This is a genomic window from Luteolibacter rhizosphaerae, assembly GCF_025950095.1.
Taxonomy (GTDB): Bacteria; Verrucomicrobiota; Verrucomicrobiia; order Verrucomicrobiales; family Akkermansiaceae; genus Haloferula; species Haloferula rhizosphaerae.
The window spans coordinates 369,812-381,636 of the sequence record NZ_JAPDDR010000008.1; the positions used below are offsets into that span (position 1 = coordinate 369,812).

Annotated in this window: 9 protein-coding genes; 7 read left to right on the forward strand and 2 right to left on the reverse strand. The window is 63.2% G+C overall.

Annotated elements, in window-relative coordinates; genetic code table 11:
* Positions 1-17 precede the first annotated feature (17 nt).
* Positions 18-1,724: a sigma-70 family RNA polymerase sigma factor gene (locus OJ996_RS17065; RefSeq protein ID WP_264514842.1), complete on the forward strand. Its 1,707-nt coding sequence runs from the start codon at positions 18-20 to the stop codon at positions 1,722-1,724.
* Positions 1,725-1,799: 75 nt separating this feature from the next.
* Here OJ996_RS17065 and queD read toward each other — a convergent pair whose 3' ends face one another.
* Complete coding sequence (queD, locus tag OJ996_RS17070) at positions 1,800-2,165, reverse strand: 6-carboxytetrahydropterin synthase QueD (protein ID WP_035607290.1); 366 nt, start codon at positions 2,163-2,165, stop codon at positions 1,800-1,802.
* 203 nt (positions 2,166-2,368) lie between these two features.
* Here queD and OJ996_RS17075 point away from each other — a divergent pair, with 203 nt between their 5' ends.
* From OJ996_RS17075 to OJ996_RS17090, 4 genes are all read left to right on the forward strand, one after another.
* Positions 2,369-3,133, forward strand: a complete 765-nt coding sequence (locus OJ996_RS17075) for a hypothetical protein (protein WP_264514843.1) — start codon at positions 2,369-2,371, stop codon at positions 3,131-3,133.
* Positions 3,130-3,879, forward strand: a complete 750-nt coding sequence (locus OJ996_RS17080; protein WP_264514844.1) for a hypothetical protein — start codon at positions 3,130-3,132, stop codon at positions 3,877-3,879. The genes OJ996_RS17075 and OJ996_RS17080 overlap by 4 nt, the downstream gene beginning before the upstream one ends.
* A gap of 230 nt (positions 3,880-4,109) precedes the next feature.
* On the forward strand, positions 4,110-6,152 hold the full coding sequence (locus OJ996_RS17085) for a TonB-dependent receptor (protein ID WP_264514845.1): 2,043 nt from the start codon (positions 4,110-4,112) through the stop codon (positions 6,150-6,152).
* Between the two features lie 59 nt (positions 6,153-6,211).
* On the forward strand, positions 6,212-7,759 hold the full coding sequence (locus OJ996_RS17090) for a xylulokinase (RefSeq protein WP_264514846.1): 1,548 nt from the start codon (positions 6,212-6,214) through the stop codon (positions 7,757-7,759).
* A 353-nt stretch (positions 7,760-8,112) separates the two neighbouring features.
* Here the strand turns inward: OJ996_RS17090 and OJ996_RS17095 are convergent, their stop codons facing one another.
* Positions 8,113-8,448 carry a hypothetical protein gene (locus tag OJ996_RS17095; RefSeq protein ID WP_264514847.1) on the reverse strand — a complete coding sequence of 112 codons (336 nt, stop codon included), beginning with the start codon at positions 8,446-8,448 and terminating at the stop codon, positions 8,113-8,115.
* Positions 8,449-8,960: 512 nt separating this feature from the next.
* Between OJ996_RS17095 and OJ996_RS17100 the strand changes: the two genes are divergently transcribed.
* Both OJ996_RS17100 and OJ996_RS17105 read left to right on the forward strand, forming a co-directional pair.
* On the forward strand, positions 8,961-10,700 hold the full coding sequence (locus OJ996_RS17100) for a potassium channel family protein (protein ID WP_264514848.1): 1,740 nt from the start codon (positions 8,961-8,963) through the stop codon (positions 10,698-10,700).
* 36 nt (positions 10,701-10,736) lie between these two features.
* On the forward strand, positions 10,737-11,570 hold the full coding sequence (locus OJ996_RS17105) for a fructosamine kinase family protein (protein ID WP_264514849.1): 834 nt from the start codon (positions 10,737-10,739) through the stop codon (positions 11,568-11,570).
* Positions 11,571-11,825: the final 255 nt, after the last annotated feature.

The following is an 11,825-nucleotide window of genomic DNA, read 5'->3' on the forward strand; positions in this document are numbered from 1 at the left end:
AAGATAGCGTGGAAACCATGTCCGGAACCGGCCCAAGCGACTCCGAACTCCTCGCCGATTGGCTCGATGGCCACCGCGAGTCGGCCTTTCACGCCCTGGTGGAGCGCTACGCAGGCCTCGTGCATATGGCCGCCAAGCGCACGTGCGGGGATGATTCGCTAGCGGCGGAGGCCTCCCAACTCGCTTTCATCGCCCTGGCCCGCAAGGCCCGCGGCTTGTCCGGTCGCGCCACCTTGGCTGGCTGGCTCCACGTGACGGCAATTCTCCAGGCCCGCAATCTCCTCCGCCAGCGGAAGCGGGAGATCCGTAAACTCCACATCCTGCGCACGCATATGGAAAACCAACCGCAGGCCTCCCCGGCAGCGGAATGGCAGCGCATCCAGCCGGTGCTGGATGAAGCGCTGGCCGCCCTCTCCTCGAAGGACCGGGAGACCCTCCTGCTCCGCTTCTACCGCTCGCTCAGTGTTCGCGAGATCGGAGCAGCACTCGGAATTGCCACGGACGCTGCCCAGAAGCGGCTCGACCGCGCGACCGAGAAGCTTCGTGGCCAGCTCGCCCGCCGGGGCTATCAGGTCGGTGGCTCGCTCGGGGCTGTCATGCTCGCCGGCTTCGCTTCAGATGCCCAAGCTGCCGTTCCCTCCACCTCTCTCCTTGCCTCGAATGCCCTCGCAGTTGCGGGGGGCAGCGGCACCGCCACATTAACCACCATCGGAATTATCGCCATGACCAAGAAAACCGCCATTACCGCCGGAGTCGTCGTTCTGCTCGCCGGAGCGGGAACCATTGCCCTGATCAACGGCAACAAGGATGAGAATTCCTCCTCAGCGAAGGGACACACCGAGGTGAATACCGCCCCTTCCTCTTCGGCTTCAAGCTTCACTCCGGTGGAATCCGCCGCCGCCCGCGGTGATCGGGCCAAGCCCCGTGACCCTGCAGCGAATCCCGACTTCATCGCGAAATACGGCGAAGCTCGTACCAATCTCTCCAAGCACATTGCCACAAATCTCATCAGCTTGCTGGAGGACGCCGTCTCCATGGGCGAGATGGCCGTGTCAGGGCAAATGGGAAATGCCTTCGGCGGGCCTCGCAACGGTCTCCGCATGGGATTGGGCGGGCGACTGAACGACGACCTGAAGCTCACCGACGAGCAGCAGGAGAAGGCCGGAGAGATCTACAAGGAATACCAGAAGCGCGAGCTCGCGAAATCGAAGGAGTCGATCGAGAAGCTGAAGAAGGACCCTCAGGCGCTCATGCAGCTCATGCTGGCCAGCGATGCTCATTCGCGCGGGGAGATCCCGCAGGACGAGTACGACCAGATCCAAGCTTCGATCGCCGACGATCTGAAGACCACCATCAATCCGCTTGATCGCGAGAACTTCCGCGGCGGCCAGCCGATGAAAGACACCGCATTCACCAGCGAGTTCCAGGCGATCCTCGATCCTGATCAATCCGCTACCTTTGCCGCCGCCGCCACCGAGCAACAGTCGAAGGCTGCCGAGGATAGGAGCATCAACAACCTCCCCTCGATGGAACTGGAGAAGATGGATCAGACCGTCACCTCCGCCAAGAAGCTCACCACCGGTCTCAAGAGCATGATGGAAGGGATGGGCGGACTCCAGGATCTCGGCCCGATGATGGAAGAACGCCGCCGATCACGTGAAGCGCAGCGTGGGGCCCAGCAAGAGGCCGCTCCGGAATCAACAACCCCGCCTGCCGGGGAATAAGCGGTTTCCTCCCGCGTCTCCCATCGCCCCCTGCTGCATTCTTGTGGCCGGGGGCGATCACTTTGACCGAGAGGGTCAGAACTCACCCTTGAACGAGCATCGTGCCGTCGGTGTCTCGAAGATCACGATTTCAGCCAAGCCAGGAAGGTCGGCTTCCAGCTTCCGCCAGAACCATGCGGCCATGCGCTCGATGGTCGGGCTTTCAAGGCCGGGAATGTCGTTGAGGTAGCCGTGATCGAGTTGCTCGAGCAACGGCCGCATGGCGTCCGAGATCTTCTTGTGATCGTAGATCCAGCCGATGCTTTCATCGACTTCGCCTTCCACGGAGATCTCGATCTTGAAGCTATGCCCGTGCATCTGCCGGCACTTGTGGCCTTCCGGCAGGCTGGGCAAGGTGTGGGCGGCTTCGAAGCGGAACTCTTTCGTCAGGCGGGCGCGCATGGTTGCCAGCATGCAACGGGCGGGAGGGGAGCGCAAGCCGTGTGAGAACCGGTCCTCCCCGGGGTAGCGCACGGTCTTCTCTTCGTTTCTCCATCGGAGCTTCACAGCTTCATTCTCCTGCCATGGACCTTTCACCGAATGAGTCCGGTCTTTTCATTCCGGGTTCATTCCTACTTCACCGCGAGGCTTCGTGATCCTCGCAAGTGATCCGCCGCTTGCTACAACCGAGCTCCGAGCTCCTCGATGACCCTTCGCCGGGGACTATCGCGAAGACCGCCGGATTGGCCGCTCTTGCACTGGCGGTTTATGGCTTCACGACTGGCTTCTGGCGTTCGCCCGTGATGGGCTGCTATGTGGCGATCAAGATGCCGCTACTGGTGGCATGCACGCTCGGCTGTAACGGCATGTTGAACGGGCTGCTCGGAATTCTCTTGGGAGGAGTCGGCTTCAAGGAGTCGATGCTTGCGCTGCTGAGCGCTTTTGCGTCGGCCGCTCTGATCCTGGGATCATTGGCACCGGTGACCTTCATGTTGGCGCTGGATGCCCCGCCGCCGGATTCACCTTATGCCAGCTCGGCCCATGCGGGCTATCTCCTCTTCCACGTCGCGCTGATTGCGATCGCAGGAATTGCGGGTACGCTATCCCTTTTCAAGATCTTGCTGCAGCGCTGCCCCTCGCGCCGGGTGGCGATGACGACGATGTTCGCATGGCTGGCCGGGAACGGATTTCTCGGGGCCCAGTTCTCTTGGATTCTCCGACCCTTCTTCGGAACCCCGACCTTGGAGGTCGCCTTCCTGCGTCCGGATCCCATGCACGGTAGCTTCTATGAAGCCGTGTGGCGCTCGCTTGATCGCGTCACCCGCGGTGCCGCGCTGCCCTTCTCCCTCGCAAGTATTCTTACTCTGCTACTGCTAGTGCCGTACTTCTACCGTCTATCTCAACAACGACCACGACCCATACGACCATGAATGCCGATACGCCCCAACCTCCGCCCTACATGCCCCAGCCACCGCCAGCGAGGGTCGAGCCGCCTTTGCCGGACAAGCTGGATATCCGCGCGCTCTTCGAGGCTTTGCTCCGCAGTCCCCGAGGATTGGTCGCCCGTCTGGCCGAACCTGGCAGCGGGGCGCTGCTATCCTTTCTGGGGATTGCGATCATTTCGATGATCGCTTTCGGTCTCGTGCTCGGCAGCTTCGCGATGGGCACGCAGCTCTGGGCTGCTCCGCTCAAGATCACCGTAGGACTGCTGATCGCGGGGATCATCTGCTACCCAAGCCTCTACATCTTCTCCTGTTTGGCGGGATCGCGGGCGGGGGCAGGGCAACTGGCGTCCACCTTGGCGGGGATGTTGGCGCTGGCCGGTCTCTTGCTCCTCGGGTTTGCGCCGGCGGTTTGGATCTTCACTCAGGCTACGGACGCCTTCGGGTTCATGGGGGCTCTGGGTCTGATGCCGTGGTTCGTGGCCCTTTGCTTCGGCTTCCGTTTCTTGGAAACTGCCGTCGGCCTCACGGGTGCGACCTCGCGGGGGCCGGTTTTCGTGTGGAGCTGCATCTTCCTGATGGTGACCTTGCAGATGACGACCTCGCTGAGGCCTATCCTCGGCCGCGACTCGCGTTTCCTGACTGATGAGAAGAAGTTCTTCGTCCAACATTGGATCGAGTCTGCCGACAAGGTGCTTGAGACGCGCGAAAGCCAATCCCAATCCCCGCGATGAAACCGAGGCCTCCCCGGATTAAGCCCCCGCTCGCATCGCCGGCCCGTTCCGCCTCCAAGCCTCCGCGGAAGAAACGCGTGACCACCGCTCCGGAGCCGCGCAAGGATCCTGTCTTCGAGGCGCTGCGTGGAGAACTGGGGCTGTAGCAGGCTGGGGAAATGCGGAGCTACCTTGATCCTAGGTCTTGCGCCGTGTTAGGACTTCAAGGTTCTATCTCCCCCGGATCCCCCATGCGTACCCTTTCCTTGGCTGCCAGCGTCGTTTTCTTCCCCGGTCTGATTTTTGCGGATGAGACCGATCCCTTGCCGGATGTGATGGTCACGGCGGATGCCGAGAGGATCCTGAGAACAGACGCAGACCTGGCGATTCCTCTGCCGGGCGGGCGCGGGTTTCAAGAGATTCTCCCGTCTTTGCCGAACGTCCAGCAGGGGACGCCGAGCGCCACTTCATTCGCGGTGCGTGGGGTGGGCTACGACAACGTGATCTTCCTGGTCGGTACCCAATCGAACGTTCTGGTGAATTTCTCGGACGGAGGTGTGCCTGCTACCGCATCCTCGCTATCTGCAGCAGCTCCCTTGCTGTGGGATGTGGAGGCGGTAGAGCTCACACGCGGGCCGATCCTCTTCGGTCGCGGTGCTGCGGTTATGGGTGGCGAGCTGCGATTGGAACCGCGTGCGCCGCAATTCGTTCACGAGGGCAAGGCGTTGGGGGAGATCGGCAGCTTCCAGTCGTGGCGCGCCGGGCTTACCGAGAACATGGTGCTCATCCCGGACAAGCTGGCACTGCGGCTGAATGCCTCGGGCGAGGGGAGCGATGGCAACGTGGTGAACATCCATGATGGCAACGAAGAGTTCGCAGCCACGCAGCGTAGCTCCTTCCGCGGACAGCTCCGGTGGAGACCCGGTGGCGATGAAAGCTCGGTTTTCGACCTGCGGGTGGATGTCGACCGTGGTCGCGGCAACTTCTTCGGCCAGTCGTTCCAGCTCGGACCGAATATTCATGCCGGGGTGGTGGACCTGAATACGACCACTTCGCTTCCTGCGGACAGGCATGCGGTTCTGCTCCGCGGCCGGATGGAGTTCGAGCGAGGACTCTGGTGGGACGCCGAGCTGTCCTATTCGAATCTTGATGGTACCCACTACACCGACTTCGATGGCAGCTCGCTGCTCGACTGGTTTTATCTCTACACTTCGGATGAGCGGCGTTTCACGGCCAGCACGCGCTTCGGCCAGGAAGGACAGGGCTTCAAGTGGCTCGGCGGGATCTACGCCGAGTCCTCCGAATACGGCTTGAGTTTTGAAGGCAGGGGGCTAGGCCCGGTGCCGTTCGGGCGGCCATTCACCACGACCACCGATGAGGATGTCGAGATCGCGGCAATCTTCGGCCAAGGGGAACTCGAACTCGGTGCGGGCTTTTGGGTGCACGGAGGCGTGCGCCTAGATTATCAAGCGCGCGAGCAACGGACCGCGGCCGAGCTTGGCGGGGTGACGCGCGGCATGGGGAAAGTCGAGGTGGACTACGCCGAGTGGCTTCCGGAACTCGGAACCGAGTGGCGTGGCGATACGATAACCACGGGGATCAAGATCTCCCGCTCCTATCGATCCGGCGGAGCGGCGGTGGCACCGAGCTTGGGAGTATCGAACCCTTACGGTCCCGAGCGCGGCTGGGAGATCAATGCCTTCACAAGGAAGCAGTGGGATTGCCTGAAGGCGGAGGCGCGGGTTTTCCATGCCTGGCTTAACGATGCGCACGTGCCGTACATCCCGCCGGGTGGGTTCCCGGTGGTGGATAGCTTCATCTCGAATAGTGGAAAGGCGAAGCGCAGCGGCGCGGAGGTGGAGATGCGCTGGGAGAATGGAAACTTCTCTGCCGGGGTTTTCGGCGGCTACTTGCACGCGGAATACGAGCGGCTGGTGGTGAATGGCGTGAACCGGGACGGGCAGGCCTTCCCGCTGGCACCGGAGTGGACAGCGGGCTGCGGAATTGCTTGGAATCCGGTTACAGGGTGGTTCGGGGAGACCTCGTTGAATTGGGCGGATACGAGCTACGCGCAGATCGATTCGCCGGTGGGCACGAAGCTGGAGTCGCGGATGCTGTGGTCGGCGCGGACGGGTTACCGCTGGGAGCGGGTGGAGGCTTATGTTTTCGGGAGCAACCTGCTGGATGAGGACTATGCGCTGTCGAAGAACGACTACAGCGGGGTGGGGCTGCCGGTGTCGGGGAAATTGGGGGTGCCGCGGCTTTTGGGGACGGGGGTGACGCTGAAGTGGTAGGGCGTCATGCCATGCTTCCGGCTGGTATTTTGTTGCCGCACTGAGGTTCATTCGCACGCATGTTCCTCGGCCTCGATTCCTCGACCCAGTCGCTTTCCGCCCTTGTGATCGATCCCGCCAGCGGGGCGATCGTAAAGGAGGTTTCCGTGAACTTCGGTGCGGCCTTTCCGGCGTATGGAGCGCCCAGCGGCTTTATCCCGGGCGGGAAGGATGGCGAGGTGCATGCGGATCCGCGGATGTGGCTGGAGGCTCTGGACCTGGCTTTCGCGAAGCTGGCGGAGGGATTCGACCTGTCGCAGATCCAGGCGGTGGCTTGTTCGGGGCAACAGCACGGGTCTGTGTATTTTAACGACACGATTGAGGAACGACTCGCCACGCTGGACCCGGCGGTTTCGCTGGTGGAACAGATCCCGGCGGCACTGACGCGGGCGACGGCGCCGATCTGGATGGATACCTCCACGGGAGCGGAGTGCGCGGAGATCGCCGCGGCAGCGGGGGGGAGTGCAGAGGTGTGCCGGATCTCGGGTTCGGTGGCGATCGAGCGTTTCACGGGGCCGCAGATCCGGCGCTTTTACAAGCAGGACCGGGAGGCTTACGAGCGGACCGCGGTGATCCACCTGGTGAGTTCCTTCGTGGGCTCGGTGCTGGCGGGCAAGTCGATCGCGATCGACCACGGCGATGGGGCGGGAATGAACCTGCTGAATCTCCAGAATCTGGATTGGGACGATGCGCTGCTGGATGCGACGGCCCCGGGACTGCGGGCGAAGCTGCCGCCGGCGGCGGCCTCCGCGAGCGTGGCCGGTCCGGTATCGCGCTATTTCGTCGAGAAGTACGGTTTGGCGGCGTCCTGTCAGGTGGTGCTGTCCACGGGGGACAATCCGTCCTCGCTGGTGGGGATGGGGGCGACGGCACCGGGGACGATCGTGATTTCGCTGGGGACCTCGGACACCTTCTTTGCGGCGATGGAGAAGGCGGTGACGGATCCGCAGGGGTTCGGGCACGTATTCGGGAATCCGGCGGGCGGCTTCATGTCGCTGATCTGTTTCCGTAACGGTTCGCTATCGCGCGAGGCGCTGCGGGATCAACTGGGGCTGAATTGGTCGGCCTTCGACCGCGAGGGGCTGGCGGCGACTCCGGCGGGTAACGAGGGAAACCGGATGCTGCCGTTCTTTGGTCCGGAGATCACGCCGCGGCGCGATTTCAGCGGTCCGGTGCGGAAGGGTTCGGCGGAGTTCGAGGCCGGGGAGAATCCGGCATCGCAGGTGCGGGCGCTGCTGGAAGGGCAGTTCCTGAACATGCGGCTGCATAGCCAGTGGATCGGGGAGAAGGCGGAGCTGATCCGGCTGACGGGCGGGGCTTCGCAGAACGACGGGATCGCGCAGCTGGTGGCGAATATTTTCCAGGCTCCGGTGGAGCGGTTCGCGATCGCGAACGGGGCGGGCTTAGGAGCGGCGCTGCGGGCGGCCGATGCGCTGGGCCACGATTTGGCGGAGCTGCAGGCGGTGTTCTGCAAGCCGGCGGAGGGGTCGCGCTTGGAGCCGGAGGCGGCTACGGCGGGGATTTATGAGGGGGCGCTGCAGGAGTATGCGGCGCTGCTGGGGAGCTGAGGTCCTTCCTTCCCGGGGGATGTTTGGACCGGGATGGATTGGACGAAGATGTTCTTGGCCGCGAGAAGGCGCAAAAGGGCGCAAAAGTTATTGAGAGGACAGATGGGTTTTCCGGTGATTGCGGGGATGGGTGAGGGAGGCGATCCAACCGCAGATTTACGGGATGTACGCAGATGGGGATGAGAATGGATCCGGTCCTTTGCCGGAACTTTGAAGTTTGGGGCCGTCGTTGAGAGGAGGTGACTGGGCACTAAAAAAGGGGCGCTTGATGCGGCCCCTTTGGATTCTGATGGAAGGTGGTGAATTTGCTTTTCCGGTCCGGTGAGGGGCGCGGGACGCACCCCCTCCTTGATTTAGGCGAGTTCGCCGGTGGCGACTTGTTGCCTGAGTTTGAGGAGGTCGGCGGCGGCTTGGCGGGCTTGTTCTTCGTTTCCTTGGCGGGCCCAGGCTTCGACGTTGTGGCTGAGACAGACAAGCTGGGCGGCGAGATCGTGACGGCCTTCGCGGATTTCCTCGGGGAGAGGGTCGCGTTGCTGTCGGGATCGCTGTCGCTCAAGGGATTGGAGCCAGTAGCCCTTGACCTGTGCGGTGGTCATGACGAGGGCCGAGGCGGGGACCAAGGGAAAGCTTGCCGCGGTGAGCGGTCCCAGCGCGGAGAGAAACATGGGAATCGATCGATGGAAAATCATGACCGTACGACGCTTCGAGGGGCGGATTCATTCGACTGTTTTGGTCGGGAAATCCAGATCAACCGGGGGGCTTAGGTAAATCCCCGGAGGGCGGATGAGGCAAGGGATCATGCGGGTAGTTTTGCATTGGTCATTGGTCATTGGTGCGATTTTGGGGACACCAGGGGTTTACCGCGGAGGCGCAGAGGGCGCGGAGGGGGCGCAGAGGGTTTTTTGTTTTGGAGGGAACGAAACGCGGAGGCGCGGAGGGGGCAGAGGGGAGCGCGGAGCTTTTTGAGGGGAGACCGCCGATGGCGCGGATGGGGGGGCTTTTGGAGAGGAGGATGGCGTTCTGGGGGCGGACGCGAGCAGCCGGAATCACGAAGTGATTCCGCTACAGCGAGGGTGTAATGGGAGTGAGAGGTGCTTTGCTCGACCGTCCAAGCGGACTGAAGATCCGCGGTCCCGGGGGGGCGGTTTTGGGTGGGAGGGTGGGGAATCGCTGTTAGTGTGCGGGGAGCAGTTGTTGTTGCATGAAGTCGCTTGTTGCCGTTGTTACCGCGTTTTTGGAGATCCGGAGTAGCCGGAAGAATCTGAAGGCGCTGATGCGGCTGCTGGTGATTCTGGCGCTGATGATCGCGCTCTACAGCGTGCTGTTCCATGTGATCATGGAGCGGGAGGGGCAGGAGCACAGTTGGCTGACGGGGCTGTACTGGACGCTGACGGTGATGACGACGCTGGGGTTCGGGGATATCACCTTCGCGAGCGATCTGGGGCGGATGTTCTCGGTGGTGGTGATGATGACGGGGGTGGTGTTCCTGCTGGTGATCCTGCCCTTCACGTTCATCGAGTTTTTCTATGCGCCGTGGATGCGGGCGCAGGAGTCGGCGCGGACGCCGCGGGAGCTGCCGGCGGAGATCCGGCGGCATGTGATCTTCACCTGCCATGATGCGATCACGCAGGCGCTGGTGCCTATGCTGGAGCGCTACGGGCACCCGTATGTGATCCTGACGCCGCAGGTGGCGGAGGCACTGGAGCTGTACGAGCAGGGGGCGAAGGTGGCGGTGGGGCCGCTGGATGATCCGCAGACCTACGAGCGGATGCGGATCGCGCGGGCGGGGTTGCTGGTGGCGACGCGCTCCGACGTGCTGAACACGAACATCACCTTCACGGCGCGGGAGCTGAACGAGACGGTGCCGATCGTGGCCTCCGCCTCGACGGATGCGGCGCGGGACGTGCTGGAACTGGCGGGGGCGACGCTGGTGCTGCGGATGGAGCAGATGATGGGGCAGGCGCTGGCACGCCGGGTGATCGGGAAGGATTCCGCGGCGCATGTGATCGGGCGCTCGAATGAACTGGTGATTGCGGAGGCGAACGCGGCGGGGACGGAGCTGGAAGGCAAGACGATTCTGGGCTCCGCGATCCGCGAGCGTACGGGGCTGAGCGTGATCGGGGTATGGGACCACGGGCGGCTGGCCTCGGTGGATCCGCACACGATGATCGAGCGCGACACGCTGCTGGTGCTGGCGGGGAGCGAGGAGCAGATCGCGACCTATGACGAACTCTTCGGGCGCGGGAACGCGGAGCGCTCGCACGTGGTGATCATCGGGGGTGGACGAGTGGGCCGGATCGCGAGCCGGGCGCTGCAGGAGGCGGGCTTCAGCCCGGTGATCATCGAGAAGCTGCCAGAGCGGGTGATCGAGCATCCGGAAGCGATCATCGGGGATGCGACGCACATGGAGACGCTGAAGGCAGCGCGGGCGCGTGAGGCGGCGACGCTGATCGTGACCTCCCATGACGATGACCTGAACATCTCGCTGACGATCTACTTCCGGCGGCTGCGACCGAACGTGCAGATCATCGCGCGCTGCACCTCGGAGCGGAACGTGAGCACGCTGCACCGGGCGGGTGCGAATCTGGTGCTGTCCTCCGCGTCGATGGGGGCGAACACGATTTTCAACCTGCTGCGCGAGAACGATCACCTGCTGCTGGCGGAGGGGGTGAGCCTGTTCCCCACGCCGGTGCCGCACAGCATGGCGGGGCGGCGTCTGGCGGATTGCGCGGTGCGGAGCCAGACGGGCTGTACGGTGATCGCGGTCGAGACGGAGGAGGGGTGGATCCTGAATCCGGGACCCGGCGAGGTGTTGCCGGAGGGCGGGACCTTGTTGCTGATCGGGACGCTGGAGGCGGAGGAGAAGTTCCTGCGGGAGTTCAAGCCGGACCTCGCCGACCGGGCGCTGCGGAGGCACTGGAGAAGGTGCCGGGAGGAGTGAGGAGCGGGTATTTTGTTAGATAGGACGATGGACGAGATGAGCGATATCATTGCGGCGGCGCTCGGATCGCGTCCGCGGGATTTCGGCCGGGTGGGTGGCGGGTGCATCCATGACTGCCGGCGCTTGCGGATGCATGACGGGCGAAACGTGTTCGTGAAGATCGGCCGGGGTGATGCGGCGGAGTTGCTGAGGGCGGAAGGAGAGGGCTTGGCTTGTCTGGCGCCGCACATCCGGGTTCCGCAGGTGATTGCGGAGCGAGAGGAAGCGGATGGCACGCACTGGATGGCGATGGAATGGCTGGATCTGGTCGGGATGAATGATGCGGCGTGGGAGAATCTGGGACGCCAGCTTGCCGGGCTGCATGCGGTGAACGCGGAGAGTCACGGGCTGGACCGTGACAACTTTATCGGGGCGACGCCGCAGGAGAATACGAGGTGCGCGAGTTGGCAGGAGTTCTACATCGAGCGCCGCTTGAGGCCGCAGATCCGCTTGGCGCAGTCGAAGGGGTATGAGGTGCCGGAGCGCGGGATTCTTGGGGCGGCGGAGAGGTTGTTGGCCGGACACGAGCCGCGACCGGCGTTGCTTCACGGGGACCTGTGGGGCGGCAATTGCGGGTCGCCGGGGATGGGGCAGGCGATCGTCTTTGATCCGGCCCCGTACTATGGAGATCCGGAGACGGACATCGCGATGTTGAATCTATTCGGGTCTCCGCCGGAGGCCTTTGACGAAGGATACGGGGCGATGGCGGAGGGGTGGGAGGAGCGGCAGAGGCTGTACGAGCTCTACCATATTCTGAATCACTTGAATTTGTTCGGGGGGACGTATCTGGCGTCGGTGGAGAGGTGTGTGGCGAGGATGGGAGTAAGGTGAGGGGTGGGATGGTCGTGGACGGGATCTGGAATCGCGAGCTCCTTGTGCCCCTTCAGGGCACCAATCACTTTTGGCGGTGTACCCAGGGTTGCGTCGCGTTGCTCCTTACCCTGGGCTTTCTCATTGCCGCCCCTTTGGGCATGCGCGTCAGGTTAAGCCTTCGGCTTTTTCAGCACCGACTTCGCCGGTTTGACCCGTCTCAACACGAACGTGTTCCGGTCCTCCAGTACCCATTCCAGTTCTTCTCCTTTCTCA